22 protein-coding genes are annotated in these 21,162 nt (G+C 62.6%); 6 read left to right on the top strand and 16 right to left on the bottom strand.

Features of this window, described 5'->3' with window-relative positions; genetic code table 11:
• Positions 1-53: 53 nt before the first annotated feature.
• From ATN37_RS19960 to ATN37_RS19950, 3 genes are all read right to left on the bottom strand, one after another.
• On the bottom strand, positions 54-1,478 hold the full coding sequence (locus ATN37_RS19960) for a PQQ-binding-like beta-propeller repeat protein (RefSeq protein ID WP_158170148.1): 1,425 nt from the start codon (positions 1,476-1,478) through the stop codon (positions 54-56).
• Positions 1,479-1,620: 142 nt separating this feature from the next.
• Positions 1,621-2,922, bottom strand: coding sequence for a TrpB-like pyridoxal phosphate-dependent enzyme (locus ATN37_RS19955; protein WP_003945451.1), 1,302 nt, complete (start codon positions 2,920-2,922; stop codon positions 1,621-1,623).
• A gap of 287 nt (positions 2,923-3,209) precedes the next feature.
• A complete protein-coding gene (locus ATN37_RS19950; RefSeq protein ID WP_003945940.1) occupies positions 3,210-3,668 on the bottom strand; it encodes a PaaI family thioesterase in 459 nt (152 codons plus the stop codon).
• Positions 3,669-3,753: 85 nt separating this feature from the next.
• Between ATN37_RS19950 and ATN37_RS19945 the strand changes: the two genes are divergently transcribed.
• The 3 genes from ATN37_RS19945 (at position 3,754) to ATN37_RS19935 (ending at position 6,184) form a co-directional block, all read left to right on the top strand.
• The gene (locus ATN37_RS19945; protein ID WP_007734151.1) at positions 3,754-4,329 is read left to right on the top strand and encodes a TetR/AcrR family transcriptional regulator; all 576 of its coding nucleotides are present in this window, start codon (positions 3,754-3,756) and stop codon (positions 4,327-4,329) included.
• Between the two features lie 72 nt (positions 4,330-4,401).
• Positions 4,402-4,905, top strand: coding sequence for an SRPBCC family protein (locus tag ATN37_RS19940; RefSeq protein ID WP_019746932.1), 504 nt, complete (start codon positions 4,402-4,404; stop codon positions 4,903-4,905).
• Between the two features lie 28 nt (positions 4,906-4,933).
• The gene (locus ATN37_RS19935; protein WP_007734160.1) at positions 4,934-6,184 is read left to right on the top strand and encodes an NADH:flavin oxidoreductase/NADH oxidase family protein; all 1,251 of its coding nucleotides are present in this window, start codon (positions 4,934-4,936) and stop codon (positions 6,182-6,184) included.
• On the opposite strand, the gene ATN37_RS19930 is transcribed toward ATN37_RS19935, so the two are convergent.
• Together ATN37_RS19930 and ald are read right to left on the bottom strand one after the other, a co-directional pair.
• Positions 6,185-7,060, bottom strand: a complete 876-nt coding sequence (locus ATN37_RS19930; RefSeq protein WP_218695532.1) for an aldo/keto reductase — start codon at positions 7,058-7,060, stop codon at positions 6,185-6,187.
• A gap of 68 nt (positions 7,061-7,128) precedes the next feature.
• Positions 7,129-8,229, bottom strand: coding sequence for an alanine dehydrogenase (gene ald / locus ATN37_RS19925; protein ID WP_218695531.1), 1,101 nt, complete (start codon positions 8,227-8,229; stop codon positions 7,129-7,131).
• A 109-nt stretch (positions 8,230-8,338) separates the two neighbouring features.
• Here ald and ATN37_RS19920 point away from each other — a divergent pair, with 109 nt between their 5' ends.
• A complete protein-coding gene (locus tag ATN37_RS19920) occupies positions 8,339-8,860 on the top strand; it encodes an Lrp/AsnC family transcriptional regulator (protein ID WP_003945867.1) in 522 nt (173 codons plus the stop codon).
• Between the two features lie 7 nt (positions 8,861-8,867).
• On the opposite strand, the gene ATN37_RS19915 is transcribed toward ATN37_RS19920, so the two are convergent.
• The 3 genes from ATN37_RS19915 to ATN37_RS19905 are packed head-to-tail and all read right to left on the bottom strand — an operon-like array spanning position 8,868 to position 11,275.
• On the bottom strand, positions 8,868-9,932 hold the full coding sequence (locus ATN37_RS19915; protein WP_218695530.1) for a maleylacetate reductase: 1,065 nt from the start codon (positions 9,930-9,932) through the stop codon (positions 8,868-8,870).
• Position 9,933: 1 nt separating this feature from the next.
• A complete protein-coding gene (locus ATN37_RS19910) occupies positions 9,934-10,722 on the bottom strand; it encodes a pirin-like bicupin family protein (protein WP_218695529.1) in 789 nt (262 codons plus the stop codon).
• 37 nt (positions 10,723-10,759) lie between these two features.
• Positions 10,760-11,275, bottom strand: coding sequence for a VOC family protein (locus tag ATN37_RS19905; protein WP_118606778.1), 516 nt, complete (start codon positions 11,273-11,275; stop codon positions 10,760-10,762).
• Between the two features lie 111 nt (positions 11,276-11,386).
• On the opposite strand from ATN37_RS19905, the gene ATN37_RS19900 reads away from it, so the two are divergent.
• Both ATN37_RS19900 and ATN37_RS19895 read left to right on the top strand, forming a co-directional pair.
• Entirely contained in the window at positions 11,387-11,857 is a 471-nt protein-coding gene (locus ATN37_RS19900) for a MarR family winged helix-turn-helix transcriptional regulator (protein ID WP_064688596.1), read from the top strand.
• 62 nt (positions 11,858-11,919) lie between these two features.
• Positions 11,920-12,738 carry an HAD family hydrolase gene (locus ATN37_RS19895; RefSeq protein ID WP_003945542.1) on the top strand — a complete coding sequence of 273 codons (819 nt, stop codon included), beginning with the start codon at positions 11,920-11,922 and terminating at the stop codon, positions 12,736-12,738.
• 1 nt (position 12,739) lies between these two features.
• On the opposite strand, the gene ATN37_RS19890 is transcribed toward ATN37_RS19895, so the two are convergent.
• The 8 genes from ATN37_RS19890 to ATN37_RS19855 form a co-directional block, all read right to left on the bottom strand.
• Positions 12,740-13,627: an alpha/beta fold hydrolase gene (locus tag ATN37_RS19890; protein WP_003945464.1), complete on the bottom strand. Its 888-nt coding sequence runs from the start codon at positions 13,625-13,627 to the stop codon at positions 12,740-12,742.
• A 225-nt stretch (positions 13,628-13,852) separates the two neighbouring features.
• Complete coding sequence (locus tag ATN37_RS19885; protein WP_073512013.1) at positions 13,853-14,518, bottom strand: hypothetical protein; 666 nt, start codon at positions 14,516-14,518, stop codon at positions 13,853-13,855.
• 122 nt (positions 14,519-14,640) lie between these two features.
• Positions 14,641-15,405 (bottom strand): SDR family NAD(P)-dependent oxidoreductase, encoded by a 765-nt coding sequence (locus tag ATN37_RS19880; protein WP_003945543.1) that lies wholly within the window; start codon positions 15,403-15,405, stop codon positions 14,641-14,643.
• Positions 15,406-15,551: 146 nt separating this feature from the next.
• On the bottom strand, positions 15,552-16,604 hold the full coding sequence (locus ATN37_RS19875; RefSeq protein WP_050655737.1) for an acyl-CoA dehydrogenase family protein: 1,053 nt from the start codon (positions 16,602-16,604) through the stop codon (positions 15,552-15,554).
• Complete coding sequence (locus ATN37_RS19870) at positions 16,601-17,566, bottom strand: acyl-CoA dehydrogenase family protein (protein WP_218695528.1); 966 nt, start codon at positions 17,564-17,566, stop codon at positions 16,601-16,603. The genes ATN37_RS19875 and ATN37_RS19870 overlap by 4 nt, the downstream gene beginning before the upstream one ends.
• Positions 17,563-18,723 carry an acyl-CoA dehydrogenase family protein gene (locus ATN37_RS19865; protein WP_007734181.1) on the bottom strand — a complete coding sequence of 387 codons (1,161 nt, stop codon included), beginning with the start codon at positions 18,721-18,723 and terminating at the stop codon, positions 17,563-17,565. Before ATN37_RS19865 ends, ATN37_RS19870 begins: the two co-directional genes overlap by 4 nt.
• Positions 18,723-19,595 carry an enoyl-CoA hydratase gene (locus ATN37_RS19860; protein ID WP_007734183.1) on the bottom strand — a complete coding sequence of 291 codons (873 nt, stop codon included), beginning with the start codon at positions 19,593-19,595 and terminating at the stop codon, positions 18,723-18,725. The genes ATN37_RS19865 and ATN37_RS19860 overlap by 1 nt, the downstream gene beginning before the upstream one ends.
• Positions 19,592-21,133, bottom strand: coding sequence for a FadD3 family acyl-CoA ligase (locus tag ATN37_RS19855; RefSeq protein ID WP_021332413.1), 1,542 nt, complete (start codon positions 21,131-21,133; stop codon positions 19,592-19,594). The genes ATN37_RS19860 and ATN37_RS19855 overlap by 4 nt, the downstream gene beginning before the upstream one ends.
• Positions 21,134-21,162: the final 29 nt, after the last annotated feature.

The following is a 21,162-nucleotide window of genomic DNA, read 5'->3' as shown; positions in this document are numbered from 1 at the left end:
CTGGTTGCTGAGCCGGCTGGTCAGTACGACATTGAACCGGTGATGTTGCCGGCCTATCGCCAAACGGTGAAGTGGTTTTGCCAGGAGAACGACACGTTTTTGCCGGCATTCGAGACGACGACTCCGCGCGGATCGACCTCTGGCGGAAGGGGGACCGACCACATCATCTTTCCGTCGCGAGCCCTGATCGAATGCATGCCGGTGTAGTCGCTGAAGACGAAGTGATCGCCATCAGTCGCACCGCTTCGAACCCAGTACGCGTCTTGCCAGGGTGTTTGCCACAGTTGTCGGCCACTCTCGACGTCGAGACCCGAGATTGTGCGGGTCTCCGGCGACGTGACGAGGATTGTTTTTCCTACCACTGCGGCGATGGCGCTTCCTGTCCCGGCCGTCGCGGTGTTGACGATTTGTGAACTGCGCCAGAGTTCGTCACCCGACTCCGGATCGTAGGCGCCGTCGCCGAGAAACATCGGCACCGCCGTCGAGGGCTTACTCGGGTAGGACGACGATGAGTACGAGGGAATCGGTATCGCACGAATCGTGGATCCGTCGGAAGCCAAGAGGTTTTGGGTTCCGGCATATCCCGACCGGCCGCCGACACTGGTGAGGAACAATCCGTTCCCGGTAGGGACAAGCGAATCGCCCTCGAATCGGAATCGTTCGGCGCCGGACTGCAGATCGTAGATTCGATAGCGGTACTGCGGGTCCCCGCCGTCGCCCTGTTCCATCGCAATGACAGTGTCGGTGTGAGGGACCGTGTAGACGGCCCCGAACTTCTCACTTGGTTCGAAGGTACGCACGAAGTTGGCAGTCAAATTGGTTGTGGTGCCGCTGGCAAGAATTCGTGTTCGAACCGTTCCGTCCATCCTTTCGCCGGACGTGTACACGGTGTCTCCGGCGATGGTGGCGCCATTGAGATCGAAGTCGGTTCCGAGGTCGGACATCAGAGTTCCGGTCGCGGTATCGACAAAGATCATCCGTCGATCGCCCCAGCACGCGATGATCGTGGATTCGTTCTGCTGACTGCACTGGCCGATGACTCCGCCGATTCGCGTTTTCCACAGCGGACTTCCGTCGTCGGGATTCACCCCGACGAGTGTGACGGCACCGACTCCCTGACTCGACGAAGACTCGTCGGTCTTGGGAAGCGGATAAGCAGTCGCGGCCACCAGCACGTCACCGACTTGGTACGTGTTGCCGTAGCCGTAGTAGCTATCGAGCGTGGAAGGCATCGACAGCAGCACGTCCCCGGGGTTGTCCGTGAGCGCTCGGACATCGAGTTCCCAGGCTTGTTGCGGAGGATCGGAGAGGTCTACGTCGACAACGCCTTGCTCGACGATCGGACCGCCTGTCTTCTGCTTCGGCCATGCCGCATCACTGGAGTCGGAGATTACCGATACGACGATGAACGCGATCGCCACGAGCAATGCCAGTCCGAGTGCGACCAGTTTCCAATGTTCCTTCAACCGAAGCTGCATCGAAAGACCGTAACCGATCGATCAAACTGATCGGTTCGTTTCGCGGACGGCCGGCACGATGTCGATCGCGAGATCGAGCCCACGTGCTCGGTGTGACGAAGTGTGGTGGCCTCGTACGCACGAGACCACCACACCGACGGCGTCAGACGTAAGGCGAGTACGCCGGAAGATCCAACTGACCGTTGCCGGACAGCCCGATCACGATCACCTCGGGTTCGGTGACGGCACGGGCGTGAGCGATAGCGCCGGCAACCGCGTGGGTGGATTCCGGAGCCGGGATGATTCCTTCGGCGCGGGCGAAAATCAGACCTGCCTGGAGTGCGTCGTCCTGATCGACGGCAATTGCATCCATGAGTCCGAGGTTGACCGCGTGCGAGACCATCGGCGACATGCCGTGGTAGCGGAGGCCACCGGCATGGATGGCCGGCGGTACGAAATCCTTACCCAGAGTGTGCATCTTGAGCAGCGGCGTCAGGCCGGCGACATCACCGAAGTCGTAGCGGTACTCGCCCTGGGTGAGGGACGGGCATGCCGACGGCTCGCAGGCGACCAGACGAGTCTTGGTGCCTTCGCGAAGGTTTCGTCCCAGGAACGGGAAGGTGAGTCCGGCGAGGTTGGAACCGCCACCGGCGCAACCGAACACGGTGTCGGGGACGGCGTCGCCGGCTTCTTCGAGCTGGACCATTGCTTCCTGACCGATCACGGTCTGGTGCAGCATGACGTGGTTCAGCACGCTACCGAGTGAGTAGTGCGTGTTCGGATCCTGCGCAGCGACCTCGACGGCCTCACTGATGGCCATACCGAGCGAGCCGGTGGTGTCGGGATGCGACTTCAACAGTGCGCGTCCGGCTTCCGTCAGGTCCGAAGGCGACGGGTGACAGATTCCGCCGTACGCCTCCATCTGGATGCGTCGGTACGGCTTCGAATCGAAGGACGAGCGAACCTGCCATACCTCGACGTCGAGTCCGAGCAGCGCGCCCGCGAACGACAGCGACGCACCCCACTGTCCCGCACCGGTTTCGGTGGTGAGCTTGGTGGTTCCCTCGATTGCGTTGTAGTAAGCCTGCGCGACAGCAGTATTCGGCTTGTGTGAACCGACCGGGCTCACGCCTTCGTACTTGTAGTAGATGCGGGCAGGTGTGCCGAGAGCGCGCTCGAGTCGATGCGCGCGGAACAGGGGAGAGGGCCTCCACATGCCGTAGATCTCGCGAACCGTCTCCGGGATCTCGATGTAGCGCTCGGTTGCGACTTCCTGCGCGATGAGGTTCATCGGGAACAGCGGCGCCAAGTCCTCGGGGCCGAGCGGCTCACGAGTGCCCGGATGCAGGTGCGGGGGAACAGGCTCGGGGAGGTCAGCCGCCAGGTTGTACCAGTGCGTCGGCACTTTCGACGGGATGGAGACGCCCAAAGGCTCGAGCGAACGGTTGAGTGGGGTGGTGGTCAACTAACTCTCCTTCGTGGATTCGGTACCTGATCTTGGCGGTCGTAGCGACGACGCGTACGGCATTTGCCGGATCGGGGATCCTGAGAGGAGCCTGCTGGACCACCCGATATCGGTCCGGGCAGCACGCAGTTGCGGCTGACCGTCAGCGGTCGGGCCACCAGAGGTGCGCAGTGAGCAGGGTCACGAGCCGATCGTACATCGGCACTCGCACCCTGCTCACGTCGGGCGCGGCTACATTCTCGCCATCCTTCGTCGGCGCGGCTACATTCCCGCCATCCTTCGTCGGCTCAGCGAAAAATCATGCACGTCGTGGTTCCATGCGCCACCAACTTGCCGTTCTTGTCGAGGACCTTGCCCTCTGCGGTCGCGGTGCGCCCACCCACGTGAATGACACTGCCGTGGGCTGTCAGCTCGTCACCGTCGAGAGGCACAGTGCGGATGTAGTTGAGCTTGAGTTCGAGGGTCGTGTAGCCGACGCCGGCCGGAAGCATCGTGTGTACCGCGCAGCCCATGACCGAGTCGAGCAGCGTTGCGCAGATGCCGCCGTGCACAGTGCCGAGCGGGTTGCTGAAATCGGCGCGCGGGGTCAGGGCGAAGCTCACGGATCCTTCGTTGACCTCGCGCATCTCCATGCCGAGGAGGCGTCCGATGCTGGGCCGGTCGTTGACCTGCGTTCCCATCCAGCGGAGAAGTTCGAGGCCTGTCATCTGCGCCGGATCGACGGTCGCGGTTGTCTCGTCACTCATTGTTTCATCCCATCACTATGTAGGTCGTCATACATAACGTAGCGTATGAGTCGACAGGTGTACCGACGGCCGAAGGATCTGTGACATGGCAGAGCTGAGCTCACGTGATCGCATGATTCGTAGTGCGGTCGAACTGATCAGCCGCAACGGCGTCGATGCGACATCCTTCAGCGACGTCATCAAGCACAGCGGCGCGCCCCGTGGGTCGATCTACCATCACTTTCCAGGCGGCAAGACCGAGTTGATGGTCGAAGCTGTGCGCGCGGCCGGTGCGATCATCACCAGACGAATCAGCTCGGCTGCGGCTACCGGTTCCACGGCCGACGTGATCGAAGCGGTCGGAGACATCTGGCGACTCAATCTCACACGCTCGGACTTCGCGATCGGCTGCCCGGTGATTGCCGGCGGGTTGGCGCGTGCCAGTGAGCCAGAAGTCGCGGAAGTGTCGGCTGAGGTCATGCTGGGATGGCAGAAGTTGATCGAATCGCAACTCGAAACTGCGGGTTATCCTGCAGTGCAGGCAAAATCGATGGCAAACCTGACGATCACGTCGGTCGAAGGTGCAGTGGCGGTGTGCCAGACGACTCGAAGTATCGAGCCGCTCGAACAGGTCATCGCTTCACTGCAGGGGCTCTCTCGTTCTGAGGCTTGGTCCCGCTGAGCCTTCGGGGGTTGACTTCGGTCGTCAAGTATCCGTAACTTCATGTAACGGCTAATTGGGCAGGAGTAGGCGATGACACATTGGTTCGACCTCGAACCGGTCGGTGTCGATTTCTTCGACACGGCACCGCATATCTTCACGTACTCGATCGATCTCGCCGCCGAACCTGACGCCGTCTGGGCCGGTCTGACCGCCGACGAGCCTTTGTCGTGGTGCCGACTGCTCACAAAAGTGCACTACACCTCGCCGCGCCCCTACGGCGTCGGCACGCGCCGAATCGCGGAGGTGGGCGGCGGTGCGATGCAGATGCGCGAAAAGTTCATCACCTGGGACGACGAAACGCGTCGGCACTCGTTTTACGTCGAACAGTCCAATGTTCCGCTGTTCCAATCCTTCGCGGAGGACTACCGCGTCGACGAGCTCGCAGTGGGTTCGAGACTGCAGTGGAATTTTGCATTCTCGCCGCGTCCGAAGCTGTCGCTCGCGGTGCGCGGCGGGCTACCGGTCAACTCGCTGATCTTCTCGAGCTTCGTGCGCGATACCAAGCGGCACTTCGGTTCTGCGCCACGCCATTGACTTTCTTCCCTTCATACGAGAGGCATCCATGACCACGCTCGGAGAATCGTTGACTTTGCCCTGCGGGCAGATCCTGCGGAATCGCACGATGAAAGCTGCGCTCAGCGAGGCTCTGGGTGACCGCACTCATGGACCGTCCACTCGCTTGGAAACGCTGTACGGTCGTTGGGGCAGTGGCGGGTTCGGTTTGCTGATCACCGGCAATGTCATGGTCGATCGATCGCAGATCGCCGAACCGGGCAATGTCGTCGTCGACGACGATCGTGATGCCGAAGCACTGACTGCCTGGGCCAAGACCGCCAAGAACGGCGGCGCCGAGATCTGGATGCAGCTGAACCACCCAGGGCGGCAATCCAACCCGATTGCCAGCAGAGGTAGACCGGTCGCCCCGAGCGCGATCGCGCTGAAGATTCCGGGAATGGCGACGCCGCGAGAACTCTCGACCGCTGAGATCGACGAGATCATCGACAAGTTCGCGGAAACCGCTCGCGTCGCCGAGTCCTCCGGCTTCGGGGGCGTGCAGATACACGCAGCGCACGGTTATCTTGTTGCGCAGTTCCTTTCGCCCTTGTCCAATCAGCGGACGGACGAGTGGGGTGGAGATCCTGAGCGTCGACGACGCTTTCTGATCGAGATCGTTCGGCGCATACGCTCTGCCGTTGCTCCGGGATTCGCGGTCTCGGTCAAGCTCAACTCGGCTGATTTCCAACGAGGTGGATTCTCGGAAGACGAGTCGCGAGAAGTAGTGCGCGCGTTGACCGAAGAGTCGGTGGATCTCATCGAGATCAGCGGTGGCAGTTATGAATCGCCGGCCATGATGGGTAAAGCGCAGAAGCAGAGCACTCGCGATCGAGAGGCATATTTCCTCGAGTACGCCGAGACAGTCCGAGCGATTGCCGGCGACATTCCCTTGGCGGTCACCGGCGGCTTCCGCTCGCGATCGGCGATGGTCGAGGCACTGGCTTCCGGCGCGTGCGACGTGATCGGCCTCGGCCGGCCGACGATCACGATCCCCGACGCGGCAACCGTTCTCCTGGAATCGGATCGGGAACGATTGACCGTGCCGACTGTTGAGTTCGGAGCGCGGAAGTTGTTGGGGAAGGTTGCCGACATCTCGATGCTCGACGGTGCACTCGACCTGCAGTGGCATACCGATCAGCTGCACCGGATGGGCGACGGAAGCGAGCCGGATCCGGCTCGGCCGTGGTGGAAGACCCTCGGAACGATGGTGAGGCGAAACGGATTCGATGCGCTTCGCCCCACCAAACGAGCGGCTTGATCAGTTCGGTGCACCGATGTTGAGTTCATCGGGATGCGCGCCGACGCGGGTACCGTCGTCGAGCGTATCGATTTCGCTCAGGTCGAGATCGGTGAGTTCGAAGTCGAATACGTCGATGTTCTGAGCGATTCGAGCATCGTGTACGGATTTCGGGATGACGATCAGGCCGTTCTGAAGGTGCCAACGGATCAGGACCTGCGCGGCAGTCTTGCTGTGGCGGTCACCGATTCGAGTGATGATCGGGTCGGTGAGCAGGGTGTTGGGCTTGGACGCCTTACCCCAACCTGCGTTACTGGTACCGCCGAGTGGGCTCCACGATTCGACCTTGATCCCGTGCTCGGCGGCCTTGTCGCGAATGGCGTGCTGCGTGAGGTGCGGGTGCAGTTCCACCTGATCGACTGCGGGCAACAATCCACCGCGTTCGACGAGAAGCTGCAGATGATGCGGCTCGAAGTTGCACACCCCGATTGCCTTGGCGCGGCCCAATTCCGCGATCTTTTCGAGTGCGTCCCACGTGCGGAGGAGTCGGTCGTTGTCCTGCAGAGGCCAGTGGATGAGGTAGAGATCGACGTAGTCGACGCCGAGCTTGTCGATGCCGGTGTCGAAAGCCTTCAACGCCGGCTCGTAGCCCTGATCTGCATTCCAGAGCTTCGTGGTGAGGAAGATGTCCTCTCGCGCGACGGACGAGTTGGCGATACCTCGTCCGACGCCCTCTTCGTTTCCGTAGGCGGCAGCGGTGTCGATGTGCCGGTAGCCGGCCTCGTCGAGTGCGAACCGTACTGCATGCTCGGTTTCGTCGTTGGTGGCCTGCCAGACTCCGAGGCCGAGTTGCGGGATCGCGGTTCCGGAATTCAGCGTGATGTCAGGAATGCTCATGGATCAAGGCTAGCGATCTCGAGCTGTCCTTGCCTGGGTCAGAACTGCCTGGGTCAGAGCTGCCTGGGTCAGAGAGTGGTAGCCGAGTACCCATGCGCCGCTGCAACACTGTCGGACAGGAGCAGGCCGTCGTGTGTGCTCAGACCTGACCCCAGGCCGGGAACTGTCGCGACCGCGTCCTTCCACCCCTTGTTTGCCAATGCGACGACGTACGGAAGCGTCGCGTTGGTGAGTGCGTAGGTGGACGTACGGGGGACGGCTCCGGGCATGTTCGCAACGCAGTAGAAGACCGAACCGTGAACCTGGTACGTCGGATCAGCGTGCGTGGTCGCGTGTGAATCCTCGAAGCAGCCGCCCTGGTCGATGGCGATGTCGACCAGGACAGAACCCGGCTTCATACGCGCCACCAGGCTGTTGGAGACGAGAGTCGGCGCCTTCGCCCCGGGGACCAGCACTGCGCCGATGACCAGGTCGGCGTCGAGTACTGCCTGTTCGAGTTCGAAGCTGTTGGACGTGATGGTCTTGACCTGGCCGTGGTACAGCTCGTCGATTTCCCGCAGGCGCGCGATCGACAGATCGAGAACGGTGACGTCAGCCTGCATGCCGTAGGCCACGGCGATGGCGTTCTTGCCGGAGACTCCCGCACCGATCACCACGACCTTGGCGGGGCGCACTCCGGGGACGCCGCCCATCAGAACTCCGCGTCCGCCGCCGTGACGCATCAAGTGATAGGCGCCCGCCTGCGGTGCCAGGCGTCCGGCTACTTCACTCATCGGGGCGAGGAGGGGCAGTGAACCGTCGGAACCGACAACTGTTTCGTAGGCGATGGAGGTGGTCTTCGACGTCAGGAGCGCGTCGGTGCATTCCTTCGACGCCGCCAGGTGCAGGTAGGTGAAGAGCACCTGATCCTTACGGAGTCGCGAATACTCTTCTGCAATAGGTTCTTTGACCTTCAGGAGTAGATCTGCGTCCGTCCAGACCTGATCGGCAGATCCGAGGATCTGCGCGCCCGCGGCCTTGAAATCCTCGTCACTGAACGAGGAGCCGACGCCTGCACCCGTTTCGATGACGACCTCGTGCCCTCGGCCGACCAGTTCGTGGACGCCTGCTGGGCTGATGGCCACGCGGTACTCGTGGTTTTTGATCTCGCGGGGGATTCCGACCTTCATGACACGGCTCCGAACTGAGTCTGTTGTTTCTTCGAATGGCAGGTGCCAAGCATGAAGTTTCGTCGCCAGATAGTGAAGAGAAGTGAAGATAATTCTCTACGCTGTATGCATGGTGCGTGAAAGTTCAAAAATCGGTATTCAGACGGCTGCCTCGCCGAAGCATGTTCGGGCAGCAATGAAGTTGGACGAGATCGACCGGGTTCTGCTCGAAGAGCTGGCGAAGGACGCGAGGATTCCGAACAATGCGCTGGCTGCGATCGCGGGAATTGCGCCGTCGACATGCCTCGGACGTGTGCGCGCATTGGTGGACAACGGCGTGATCAGGGGATTCCATGCGGACATCGACCCCGCCGCTCTCGGAATGGATCTGCAGGCGATGATCGCAGTTCGACTGCAGGCCAACGCGCGGTCGCATCTCAACCGGCTCGGTGACGACTTCGCCAAGCTGGACTCCGTGCTCAACGTGTATTTCGTGGCCGGTGTCGACGACTACATGCTGCACGTCGCAACGACGGATTCGGCGCAGTTGCGCGACTTCGTCGTCAACAATCTCTCGGCACATCCGGCGGTTGCTGCGACCGAGACGATTCTGATCTTCGAACATGTCAGGCCTAGAGGCGGTACGGCCTGATTCGTTCTCACAAGATGGCGGGGCGACGCCCGGACCAGGCGTTCTCGAGGAGTTCGCTCAAGCCCGGCGCGGTGATCTCACGCGGGTTCGGATAAGCGGCGGAGGTCGCGAGTTCCACTGCACGGCTGATCTGATCGTGACTCATTCCCACCTCTCGCAGAGAGGTCGGTCCGCCGCACGAGGTGACGAGGTCGAAAACGCCGGTGGCGGCGTCGGATACACCCAAGGCAGTCGCTATTCGAGACATGACTTCCGGGACGCCAGGCGCGTTGAACGCCATTGCCTGGGGAAGGACAACGGCGTGGGTGGGAGCGTGCGGCAAACCGAAGCTGCCACCGAGGGTGTGGCACAACTTGTGATGAAGCCCCATACCGACCGTGCCCAAGCAGGTTCCGGCCAACCAGGCTGCTTGCAGTAGTTCGGCCCTACCTTCCAGATTTTTCGTATCATCGACAATGCTCGGCAGCGCACGGGCGATCCCGGAGATCGCCTCGATCGCCATCAAGTCCGTGATCGGGTTGGACTCGGTGGAGTACAACGCTTCAATCGCATGCGCCATCGCGTTGACGGCGCTGGTGACGGTGGTATCCAGCGGCAGATTGAGAGTGAGGTCGACGTCGTAGATGACGGTTTCCGGTCTGATGTGGGGAGAGGAGCGAGTTGTCTTGCGTCCGTCCTCTGTTTCACCCAACACCGGAGTGACTTCTGATCCCGCGTACGTTGTCGGAACGACGATCTGATCGAACCCCGCTCGTAGTGCCAATGCCTTGGACAACCCGGTTGCCGAACCGCCGCCGATCGCGACGACGATGTCCACGTGATGGGTCTCGGCAAGCTTCAGCGCGGCTGTCGTGACTTCGGTCGGAGTATGCATCACAGCGCCGTCGAAGCGGACGACGGCCATGTCGCCGAGAGATTCGGTGACGTCGGCGGCAAGCGCGTCCAGTCGACGACTTGCCAGCACCATCACTCGGCTACGGCCGAGCCGCCGCACTTCTTCGGCGATCGTATCGATCATCCCTTGGCCGAAGACAATTCGAGCCGGTGAAGCGTCGTACGAGAAGGGCTTCATGTCATCCCTGCGAAACGGTGGCGTGCATTTCCCAGACGATGACCTCTGCCCCGGTATCGGAGCTGAGCTGCTGACCTCCGCCGCCGGACACGCGTACCGCGTCACCTTGTTCGAGCACGCCGACGCCTTCCATGGCCGCCTGACCGTCGGCGACAAAAACGTGCAGGAACGGTGCGTCGGGCAGGGTCACGGGCTGTCCGGGTTGCAGACGCGCGACGTGCATCGCGGCGTACTTGTTCTTGATCCGGATTGCCGAGTGATCGGCGTACGCGTCCATGCCGGAGGCGACGGGAACCAGACCACCGGCAAGCAATTCGGCGTCGATCTCCAACTGCTCGTAGCCGGGAGTGATTCCGGCTTCGTCGGGGACGACCCACATCTGGATGAAGTGAACCGGGTCGCTGTGCTTGTCGGAATGGCTGCCGGCCACGTCACCGAGTCGCCACGAATCGTTCTTCTCCGAATGCAGGATTCCCGTTCCAGCGCTCATCCGCTGGGCAAGACCGGGGTAGATGACGCCCGAATGCCCCATCGAATCCTGATGTACGAGAGAACCTCTCAGTACCCAGGTGACGATCTCCATGTCCTGGTGGGGATGGGTGTCGAATCCCATTCCCGGCGTGACGATGTCGTCGTTGTTCACCAGAAGAAGGCCGTGGTGAGTGTTCTTCGGGTCGTAGTGATTGCTGAACGAGAACGAGTGCTTCGAGTCCAGCCAGCCGGCATTGGACTTGAAACGATCCCCGGATCGACGGATATCGAGGTTCGGCTGAGACAGAGTGGAGGTCATGGTGTGCCTTCCGAATGGTATGGGGGAGAGCAAGTTTTCAGAGGACGTGATTGCCGTACATCTCACCGAGTGGGTCTGCGATCAGTTCGAGTCGAGCGCCGTCGGGATCGCGGAAGTACAGCGAAACCTCACTGTGCTCGATCAGTTCGACGCCGGCCTCGGTCAGTCTGGTACGTAGCTTCGCCCACTTGGCAGGTTCGACGCTGATCGCGATGTGGTGGAGGCCGCCGAGTACTTCTTGGTACGGGCCCACGTCGAGTCCCGGGAAATCGAAGAAGGCCAGGAGGTTCCCGTTGCCGATGTCGAAGAAGAAGTGCGAAGACCCGGGATAGTCACGGTTCTCGATCAGCTCGGTGAGAGGGAAGCCGAGGAGATATTGATAGAACTTGACGGTTCGTTCGACGTCACTGCTGATCAGGGCCGTATGGTGCAAGCCCCGTGCGGTCGATGTGGGTCGTTTGTCGGCGGGGATCAGATGTCGATCCCTGATCTCGGCGCGGCGTTCCTCGAACCGCACTGCGTTGTCGACCTGCACTGCGTTGTCGTCGCTCATGGCGCCCGCCTCCCGGTTGAATCTTCACTTCGAACAAGTAGTTGACTAATCAACTACATTGAGAATAGCTCATTTGATTTCGTTGTCAACTACTTCGGATATGCTGGCGTTATGGAATCAGTGCGGTGGTTGACCGACTCGGAGCAATCGGCCTGGCGGGCGTATCTGGACTCGACGCGACTGCTGCAGCGTGTGCTCGACCAACAATTGATGCGAGACTCCGACATTTCGTTCACGGACTTCGAACTGTTGGTTGCTCTATCCGAAGCGCCCGGCCGGCAACTGCGCATGAGTGAGCTCGCCGATGCTGTGATGGCGACCCGAAGTGGTGTGACCAGGGCCGTCAATCGGCTGGTCGGTGGCGGTTGGGTGCGCCGGGTCGAGTGTGTCGACGACAAGAGGGGCGCTAATGCGGAGCTGACCGACCAGGGTGCCGAGAAATTGGCGTCGGCAAGCCCGGCGCACGTGGCCGCTGTACGGGAGAGCATGTTCGACCTGCTGAGCCCGCGAGATGTCGAGCGGCTGGGTGTGGTCTTCGGTGAGATGCGTCGGCACCTTCTCGAGGCCCAAGCAAGTAATTGACAGAGCAACGGCCCATGTCACGTAGTTGGTGAGGGCTGAGAACGGACTGCCATCATGGTCTGGTGACCCGTATTCGTATGTTCGCAACCGACCTCGACGGCACCCTGCTGCGCTCCGACCGAACGATTTCGGCGCGCACCGCGCAGGCCATGGAGAACGCGCGGCTCGCGGGGATCGAAGTTGTGTGGGCGACGGCCCGGGCCAGGCATTCGGTACACACGTTGGCGAGCTCGTGCGGATTTCGCGGTAAAGCTGTGTGTGCCAACGGAGCTGTCATTCTCGACCTGGCGGACGGGACTCCGGAGATCGTCGACACCGTTTCGATCGAAACATCTTTGGCTGCAACAGCTATGGAGCAGGTTCGTGCTCTGATTCCTGGCGTCGTGTTCGCGAACGTCGGACCCACGCAGTTCTTTGCCGAGCCGGAGTATGCCGCTCTGTGCGAGTTCGCGGACCATCACCGGCACCTGCACGAGATGGTGCTCGCCGATACGCTGCCGCTGGACGTGGAGCCGATGGTCAAGATCGTGGCCCGGCATGCCGAGGTTCCCAGCGCCGACCTGTACCGAACTGCGGTCGCTGCGGGCATCGAGGGTGTGGAGTTGACCCACTCCGGGGCTCCGTACATGGAAATGGCTGCAGCGGGCGTCTCGAAGGCCAGCGCTCTCGCGCAGTTGTGCGCGATCGACGGCATCGACGCGTCGGAAGTGGCCGCAGCCGGTGACGCCTTCAACGACGTTGCCATGCTGACCTGGGCCGGAACGGCTCTGGCGCCCGCCAACGCCAGAGCCGAGGTCATCGAGCTCGCCGACCGAATTTTGCCCACGAACGACGAGGACGGGGTGGCGAGCTACCTCGAAGAGCTGGTTGCGGGGAGCTAGTTCAGCTGCTGACGGCCTTGGGTCCGGTGCCGATACCGACTCCGCAGTCCGTCATGAATTCGGAGAAGACGCGGTCGAAGCGATCCGGGTAGTCAAGGTGCGGGAAATGTCCGGCGCGCTTGAAGATCTCCACCCGCCCCAGCGGTAGTTCGGCGCGAGCGTTCTCGGTGTGGGCGTTGGGGATGATGGTGTCTTCCTCACCCCACACCAGTAGTGCCTGCAGATTCTTGAAGTTGGCGAAATGCGGAGTGGCATTGACGGTTTGGCCGTTGTAGTTGATGACCGATCGCGCGGTCGCCAGAAATGCCTGACGCGTCGACGCGTCCGACACCGAAGCAAAGCTCTTACGGGCCTCGCTCGCGCTGGCACCGAGCTTGAACAGGCCGATCTTGTTGAAAAGTCCGAGCGCTTTGTCGGTCACGTCGGTCAGCGTCCTCGACGCGAGGACGGGAAGTACCAGTTCGCTGCCGGGCAGAGTCGCCGCGCGCAGGAGTGGGCTCACCTCGGGGCCGAGTCCGCCGCTGGCCACCAGGCACAGCCGCTCCACCCGGTCGGGGAACAGGTACAGCGTCTGCATCGCGATCCCACCACCGAGGGAGTGACCGACGAGGGTGGCCGACGGAATATCGAGGGCTTCGAGGAGGTCGCGAACGGTGGCGGCGTGAGCACTGAGTGAATAGTCGCCGGCAGGCTTGTCCGACGCACCATGTCCGAAGAGATCAGGGGCGATCACGCGGTAATGACGCGAGAGCGTCTCGATCTGCGGCTCCCAATTGGAGTGCGCGCCCAGTAGGCCGTGAATGAGCACCACAACGGGGCCACTGCCTTGGTCGACGTACTTGAGCTGGTCGCCGTGCAATACAACCGTCTGTAGTTGGTCGGTTGCCATGATTGAACCTTTCGGAGCCGCCAGTGTCTGTGGCTGCTCGCGTGTTGTCGGACCGCACCCGCCCCGACGCGGATCCACGGGTATTTGTGACCGGGAGTAACCCCAGTTCCCTCAGTATGCCCACCGAGGGGCCCGATGTCGTCGCCATCGGGCGTGTTGTGACGAACCGTGAGCCGTCGGCTGAGGGGAGACGTACAACTCACCGCCGCGTGTCGGCGCCGCTGATCAGGCGAAATCGACCAGTTTGCCGAAAGTGAGGTTGATGTCCCACGGTGTGACGCCCCACGTCTCGATCGCTGATACCGCGAAGATTCCGGCAGCCTCGATGGTGTCCTGTGAGGCTGGTGCCGAAACGGAAACGCCGGTTTGTCCGCTCGGAACCTCCGGCCAGACGCCGGTTCCGGCGGGCGCGGGGGTGGCCTCCATGACCGCGTTGGCCAGTCCCGATTCGTCGACGGTCGTGAAGAGGCAGTTCGGCTCGTGCGGAGCATCCCACCCGCCGAGTTCCGCGAGCCAGAATTCGCCACGTCCAGCAGCGGAGATCGCGACCGACGCGAGTACCGATTCGAGATCTTCCCAAGCGTCGGACGTCGGGGCCGACGCCTCGGTGAGCTTGAACGGTGCGGCAAGTGCAGTGCTGTCAGGGGAAGCGAAGCGCGGCTGCACAGTGAGGGCCTGGGTCTGGGTATCCAGAAACGCAACCTCTCGGAACTTGTTGTCCGGCAGGGTCGTACGGGCTACGAGACCGCGTCCCAACAGTGCGCCGAGCGCCGCGGGATCGTCGACGCTCCACAAGCGGGTCTCGTCCTCGGACCAGGTGCGGATCTTTCCGCCGACGACGGGACTGATCAGCACGGGCTCGAGGTTCGTAGTGCCTGTTGACTCGCTCACCGCTGGCTCCCCACCGCACGTCGTACCGCCGGACCGGTTCCGGGCGACGAGATAAGTATGCCGCCTCGCTGCTGTGCGCCTTTATTAACCGCCGGGGGTTAATAAAGGCGCACAGCAAGTGGTCACATATGCGTGCCGCCGTCGATGCGGATTTCCGTTCCGGTGACAAACGAGCCGTCCTCGGAAGCGAGCATCGCGATCACGCCGGCGACCGCGGACGGGGGAGCGAAACCCTCACCGATTGCCGGGGCCAGCTTGCCGAGCAGCGTGAAGTCGATGTCGGCCGGGAAGCCGGGATCGGAGGTCATGCCCGAAGCGATGCTGCCGGGTGCGACGGCCACGGCGCGAAGGCCCTGCTTGCTGTACTCGAGTGCAAGTGCGTGCGTGAAGGATTGGATTCCACCCTTCGACGCCGCATATGCCGTCATGTACGGGTGGGCGAAGGTCGCCGATGTGGAACTGAAGTTGACCACGACGCCTGCTCCGCTTTCGAGCAGTGCCGGCAGGGACTCCCTCGTCATGAGGAAAGTTCCGGTGAGGTTGACCCCGATGACGGTGTTCCAGAAATCGAGTGTCATCTCGTGGGTGTGCGCGGAGCGCAGAATGCCCGCCGCATTGACCAGCACGTCGAGCCCGCCCAGAGCCTTGATCGCAGCGCCGACCTGTTCGCGAACAGACTCTTCGCTGGAGATGTCGACCTTCACCGTGGTCAGGCGATCGGAATGGCCTGCGTCCTTCGCTGCGTTCAGCGTCTGTTCGAGGCCGGTCTCGGAAATGTCGGCGGCGACGACGGTGCCACCTTCTGCCAGGATGCGGGCAACGGTGGCCTGGCCGATTCCGGATCCTGCGCCGCTGATGAGGACGCGCTTGTCGTCGAATCGATTCACGAGAAAACTCCGGTCTGTGGGATGGACAGCTGTCTGGTGACCGATTCTGCGCGATCCAGAGCTATTAATCTGCTGGGCATTCCACTGACTGGGCACCAGTGGTGCTTGTTCGCTCGCAATCCCGAGCGAACAAGCACCGACGTCTCCTAGAGGCCCGCTGCCTGCGCGAGGCTCGGCAGGTAGGTGCTCGGCTGACCGAAGAGCTGAGCGCTGCCGTGTGCACGCTTGAAGTACAGCTGAGCGTCGTGCTCCCAGGTGATCGCGATTCCGCCGTGCAACTGAACCGCTTCGGAGGTGATCTGCTGCAAGGCTTCCGAGCAGTAGACCTTCGCCACTGCCGCGTCGTCCGCCGACTGCGTCGCCACGGCGGCGTACGTCATCGACCGCGCCGTCTCGACCAACGTGTACATGTCGGCCATCCGATGCTTGAGGGCCTGGAAAGAACCGATCGCGCGACCGAACTGCTTGCGCGACTTGGTGTATTCCACGGTCTGTTCGACGATCGCTGTGGCCGCTCCCACCTGTTCAGCAGACAACGCGATCAGAACGACGGTTCGGATCCGATCGACCAGATCTTCGGACCACTCCAGTGGCCGACCACGAACACCGGAGAACGTGACCTCCGCCAGCGTTCGCGTCGGATCCATGGTGGGGACGCGTCGGCGGGAGACGCCTTCGGCCGCTGGATCCACTTCGTAGAACCCGTCAGCCGTCAGAACGAGCAGGGTGTCTGCGACGTGTCCGTCGAGGACGTACGACGCCGTGCCGGTCAACGCGTCTTCGGTTGCCTCGACGCCGAAGGTGCTCCAACCCGCGGCACCTGCCCAGCACAGAGCGAGCGTGCTCTCGCCGGACGCGACACCGGGCAGCAGTCGCGAGCATGCGTCGTTGTCACCGGAAAGCAGCAGTGCCTGTGCGGCAAGAATCGCCGAACCCAGCATCGGTGACGGGGTCAGCGTGCGGCCCAATTCCTCCTGGACCACGTGTACTTCGCCCAAACCTGCTCCGACGCCGTCGAACTCCTCCGGAATCGCCAGCGCGGCGACGCCGATCTGCTCGCACAGCTTGCTCCACAAAGCGGCGTCGTAGCCGATCTCTGTGGTGATGGCGGCGCGGACGGCAGCGGAGTCGGAATGCTTGCTCAGGAGATCGCGTACCGATGCGCGCAATGCTGCCTGGTCTTCGGTGTCGATGCTCATGATGCAACCAGCGCTTCGACGACGCGTGCGCGATGCTCGGACGGTGTGCCCCACGCGGTGAGCAGCGCCCGTACCTTGGTGAGCCACAAGGAGAGATCGTGTTCCATCGTGTAGCCGATGGCGCCGTGAACCTGGAGTCCGACGCGAGCGGCCTTGTACGCAGCATCCCCGCACGCGACCTTGGCCGCAGAGATGTCACGCGAGGCGTCGGCCGACTGATCGCGAACCGACAGGGCGGCGCCGTGCAGCAGGGGGCTAGCCATCTCGAGGGAGACGGCAACCTCGGCCAGGTGGTGCTTCATGGCCTGGAACTGTCCGATGACCTTGCCGAACTGCTTGCGCTGCTTCGCGTATTCGGTGGTGACCTCGAGCAGTGTCTGTCCCAGGCCCTGCAACTGCGCGGCAGTGGCAAGAGCGCCCATGTCGAAGGCGGCCGAGAAGTCGGCGGAGCCCAGTGATTCGCCGGCGGAAACCTCGTAGAGCTTGCGGGAGAGATCCACCGATGCCTTGGCTTCGCCAGGGACGCCGAGTGATACGGCACCGTCCTGCGCGAGCAGAACCAGATCCACAGCATCGGCGTCGAGCGCGAACGGTGTGCGCGGGGGAGCTGCGACGGTTGCCAGCGAACCCTCGGCGAGAGCAGAGAGACGTTCCGGTGCAACGGAGGCCAGGAGCGTCGGCGCCACGGCGATGGTCTCGACGACCGGTCCGGGTACTGCGTGCCGACCGAGCTGTTCGAGCGCAACGACCAGGTCGACGGCGTCGGCGCCGAGTCCGTCGTGCTCTTCGGAGATGACGAGACCGTTGACGCCGGTCTCGGCGAGGCGCTGCCAGAGCTTCTTGCCCGGCTCGGTGTCACCGTCGTTCCACGAACGGATGACGGCGGGCATGTCGGACTTGGTCAGCAGTGCATCGATGCTTGCAGCGAAGTCCTGGTGGGAGGAGTCGAGCGCGAATCTCATCGGTCCGCCTTCGGTAGGCCGAGCAGACGCTCAGCGATGACGTTTTTCTGAATCTCGTTGGTGCCTGCGTAGATCGGGCCGGACAGGGAGAACAGGTATCCGTCCATCCAGTTGTCGGCCAACTCGGCTTCAGGGCCCTGAAGTTCGAGAGCAGTCTCGTGGGTGGCGATATCCCACTCGGACCAGAAGACCTTGTTGATCGAGGACTCGGCGCCGAGCTGTCCACCGTCGGCCAGACGGGTGACGGTGCCGAATGTGTTGAGTTGGTAAGCGCGAGCGCCGATCCAGGCGTCGGCGACCTGGTTGCGCAGAGCGCTGTCGTCGGTGCGTCCGCTGGACTTGTACAGCTCGAGCAGGCGGTCGACGGTGGCGAGAAAGCGGCCGGGGCTGCGCAGCGAGAGACCACGCTCGTTGCTCGCGGTGCTCATCGCGACCCGCCAACCTTCGTTGACGTTTCCGATCACACCCGACTCACCTGGGTTGGCCGGGTCGTCCGGAACGAAGACGTCTTCGAGGAAGATCTCGGCGAAGCCGGGCTCACCGTCGAGCTGATCGATCGGGCGAACGGTGACACCCTTCGACCGGAGGTCGAACATGAAATACGTGATGCCCTTGTGGCGCTGCGCATCCGGATCGGAGCGGAACAAGCCGAAGCCCCAGTCGGCGTAGCTCGCGCGTGAGCTCCACGTCTTCTGACCGTTGAGCAGCCAGCCGCCGTCGACCTTCTTGGCGCTCGAACGCAGGCTTGCGAGGTCGGAACCGGACTCGGGCTCGGACCAGGCCTGGGCCCAGATGTCGTCGGCACGAGCCATGCGCGGCATGATGCGAGCCAACTGCTCGGCATTTGCATGCTCGAACAGTGTGGGAGCCAACAAGAAGATGCCGTTCTGGCTTACGCGGCCGGGCGCGCCCGAGCGGTAGTACTCCTCCTCGAAGATGACCCATTCGAGCAGGGACGCATCGCGTCCGCCGAGTTCCTTGGGCCAGGAGACGACGGCGTAGCCGGCATCGGCGAGTGTGTGCTCCCACTGACGGTGCTCTTCGAAGCCTTCGGCGGTATCCATCGACTTCAGGGGAGTCGCGGGCACATTCGCTTCCAGGAACGAGCGAACCTCGTCACGGAATGCGGTTGTGGCGTCGTCGAATACGAGATCCACTAGTTTGTTCCTTCCTGCGGTGCGCGAGCACTGGCAGCCATAGCTTTGGCGTCGAGACCACCAAGCGAGTCTTTGCCGACTTCGGCGTTGTGAGCGTGAGCGAAGTGATGCAGACCGAAGACGGAGTCGATGCCGTTGCGCATCCCCATCTGATCCTCGCACTGATTGACGGCCTTCTTGGTCAAAGCCAGTCCGAAGCGCGGCATCTCGGCGATACGTCCGGCGAGCTCGAACGTCTCCTTCTCGAGATGCTTGCGGGCGACGACGCGGTTCACCATGCCGATTTCGTATGCACGTTGCGCGGTGAACCGATCGCCGGTGAAGAGCATTTCCTTGGCGAATCGTGAACCGACCATCCACGGGTGCGCGAAGTATTCGACGCCGGGGATGCCCATGCGGACAACGGGATCGGAGAAGAAGGCGTCGTCGGCCGCGACGATCATGTCGCAGACCCAGGCGAGCATGAGCCCGCCGGCAATGCAGGCGCCTTGCACCATCGCGATGGTGGGCTTGGGGATCTCCCGCCAACGGCGGCACATGCCCAGGTAGACCTCCATCTCGCGGGCGAAACGCTGGTCACCGCCTGGCTTGTCGACGTGATCCCACCACATGGTGGCCTTGTTCTCGTACTCGACGTGATGGTCGCGTCCCGGAGTTCCCAGGTCGTGACCGGCACTGAAGTGAGGTCCGTTGCCTGCCAGGACGATCACCTTCACCTCGTCGTCTTCGACGGCGCGCTGGAATGCCGCGTCGAGGGCGTACGTGACCACCGAGTTCTGGGCGTTGCGGTAGTCGGGTCGATTCAAGGTCACGACGGCGACCGAGTCACGAACCTCGTAGGTCACGACGTCGGCTTCGAAGGGAACGGTCATGATTGTTCCTCGCGCAGAACCGTTTTGAGGACCTTGCCCGAAGGGTTACGGGGCAGGTGATCTACGAAGCGCACCTCGCGGGGCACCTTGAAGCCTGCGATCTTCTCCTTGAGGAAGGCGATTACCGACTCTTCGGTGAGGCCGGCACCGTCGAGTTGGGCGATGTAGACGCGGCCCACCTCTCCCATCCGGTGATCGGGGATGCCGATGGCAGCAGACTCGTGGACGCCGGGCAGGCGAGCCAACATGCCCTCGATCTCGGCGGGGTAGACGTTGAATCCGCCGCTGACGTACATGTCTTTCAGACGGTCGGTGATGTCGAGATATCCGCGCTCGTCGAGGGTTCCGACGTCTCCGGTGTGCAGCCAGCCGTCGACGTCGATTGCCTTGGCGGTGGATTCCGGGTCGTCGAGGTACCCGAGCATGACGTTCGGTCCGCGAAGCAGGATCTCGCCTTGGTCGCCGATCTTGACCTCGAAATCGGCTGTCGCGCGGCCGGAACTGGTGGAGACGGTGACCGGGTCGTCGTCGGTGCGGCACATGGTCGCAACCACTGCCTCGGTCAAACCGTATGCCGTGAGGACGGCGTCGAAAAGCTCTGCTTGCATGCGCTCGACGAGAGCAACCGGCACGGGTGCTGCGCCCGTGATCGCGATGCGGAGCGAGGACAGGTCGTATTCGCTGCGGCGGGGATGATCGAGGATGGTCTGGTAGATCGTCGGGGCGCCAGGCAGGATGCTGATCTTCTCGCTGCTGACCAATGCGAGGGTGTCGTCGATGTTGAAGACGGACACCGGCACGATCGTCGCACCGTTCAACAGGCAGACCAGGATTCCGGCCTTGTACCCGAAGGTGTGGAAGAACGGGCTGATGATGAGGAAGTTGTCGTCGGCGGTGACCTCGGCGCATTCACCCCACGACTTGGCGACAGCGATGGACTGACGATGCGCGGTGATCGCACCCTTGCTGCGCCCCGTGGTGCCGGAGGTGAAGAGGATGTCGCTGACGTCGTCTGGCTGCACCTTCGCAGCACGCGCGTCGGCTTCGGTGCGGGCGGCGTCGGTGGCGAGCGCGAGGAAGTCCTCGAACTCGATGACGCCGTCACGGTCGTCGTCCCCGTCGATCGGTACCTGGATGACGGTGGGGATCCTCAGGTCCGGATTGGCGTCGAGCAACTGCTGGTACCGGTCGGCCTTGAGGAACGTGCCGACGACCACCAGGGCAGCTGCGTCGACGCGCTCGATGATGTCGAGTGCTTCGGTGCCGGTGTAGCGCGTGTTGATCGGGATGATGGCTGCGCCGGCGTACTGAGCGCCGAGCAGGGCGATCACCCAGTGGTACGTGTTGGGCGCCCAGATGACGACGCGGTCGCCTGCCTTCACCCCACGGTTGATCAGTGCGCCGGCGAAATCGCGGACGCGCTGATGTAGCTGTGCGAAGGTCAGTCGGGTGTCGCCATCGGCGATAGCCGCGCGCTCACCGAACTCCTCGGCGGCCCGGATGAGGGCTGATGGGATGGTTCTCGGTTGTTCGGTCACTGGACTCCTACCTGACACGCTACCTAGCA

This window comes from Rhodococcus sp. MH15, assembly GCF_019266045.1.
Classification (GTDB): domain Bacteria; phylum Actinomycetota; class Actinomycetes; order Mycobacteriales; family Mycobacteriaceae; genus Rhodococcus_F; species Rhodococcus_F qingshengii.
The sequence above is the reverse complement of the archived record's forward strand: the minus strand, read 5'-3'. Positions and strand labels throughout refer to the sequence as shown.

Bases quoted from the DNA above. Each gene is read 5' to 3' on its own strand.
- ATN37_RS19960 (WP_158170148.1), bottom strand. From the start codon at position 1,478: ATGCAGCTTCGGTTGAAGGAACATTGGAAACTGGTCGCACTCGGACTG.
- ATN37_RS19950 (WP_003945940.1), bottom strand. From the start codon at position 3,668: ATGAGTGACGAGACAACCGCGACCGTCGATCCGGCGCAGATGACAGGC.
- ATN37_RS19945 (WP_007734151.1), top strand. From the start codon at position 3,754: ATGGCAGAGCTGAGCTCACGTGATCGCATGATTCGTAGTGCGGTCGAA.
- ATN37_RS19940 (WP_019746932.1), top strand. From the start codon at position 4,402: ATGACACATTGGTTCGACCTCGAACCGGTCGGTGTCGATTTCTTCGAC.
- ATN37_RS19935 (WP_007734160.1), top strand. From the start codon at position 4,934: ATGACCACGCTCGGAGAATCGTTGACTTTGCCCTGCGGGCAGATCCTG.
- ATN37_RS19930 (WP_218695532.1), bottom strand. From the start codon at position 7,060: ATGAGCATTCCTGACATCACGCTGAATTCCGGAACCGCGATCCCGCAA.
- ald (WP_218695531.1), bottom strand. From the start codon at position 8,229: ATGAAGGTCGGAATCCCCCGCGAGATCAAAAACCACGAGTACCGCGTG.
- ATN37_RS19920 (WP_003945867.1), top strand. From the start codon at position 8,339: ATGGTGCGTGAAAGTTCAAAAATCGGTATTCAGACGGCTGCCTCGCCG.
- ATN37_RS19915 (WP_218695530.1), bottom strand. From the start codon at position 9,932: ATGAAGCCCTTCTCGTACGACGCTTCACCGGCTCGAATTGTCTTCGGC.
- ATN37_RS19910 (WP_218695529.1), bottom strand. From the start codon at position 10,722: ATGACCTCCACTCTGTCTCAGCCGAACCTCGATATCCGTCGATCCGGG.
- ATN37_RS19905 (WP_118606778.1), bottom strand. From the start codon at position 11,275: ATGAGCGACGACAACGCAGTGCAGGTCGACAACGCAGTGCGGTTCGAG.
- ATN37_RS19900 (WP_064688596.1), top strand. From the start codon at position 11,387: ATGGAATCAGTGCGGTGGTTGACCGACTCGGAGCAATCGGCCTGGCGG.
- ATN37_RS19890 (WP_003945464.1), bottom strand. From the start codon at position 13,627: ATGGCAACCGACCAACTACAGACGGTTGTATTGCACGGCGACCAGCTC.
- ATN37_RS19875 (WP_050655737.1), bottom strand. From the start codon at position 16,604: ATGAGCATCGACACCGAAGACCAGGCAGCATTGCGCGCATCGGTACGC.
- ATN37_RS19870 (WP_218695528.1), bottom strand. From the start codon at position 17,566: ATGAGATTCGCGCTCGACTCCTCCCACCAGGACTTCGCTGCAAGCATC.
- ATN37_RS19860 (WP_007734183.1), bottom strand. From the start codon at position 19,595: ATGACCGTTCCCTTCGAAGCCGACGTCGTGACCTACGAGGTTCGTGAC.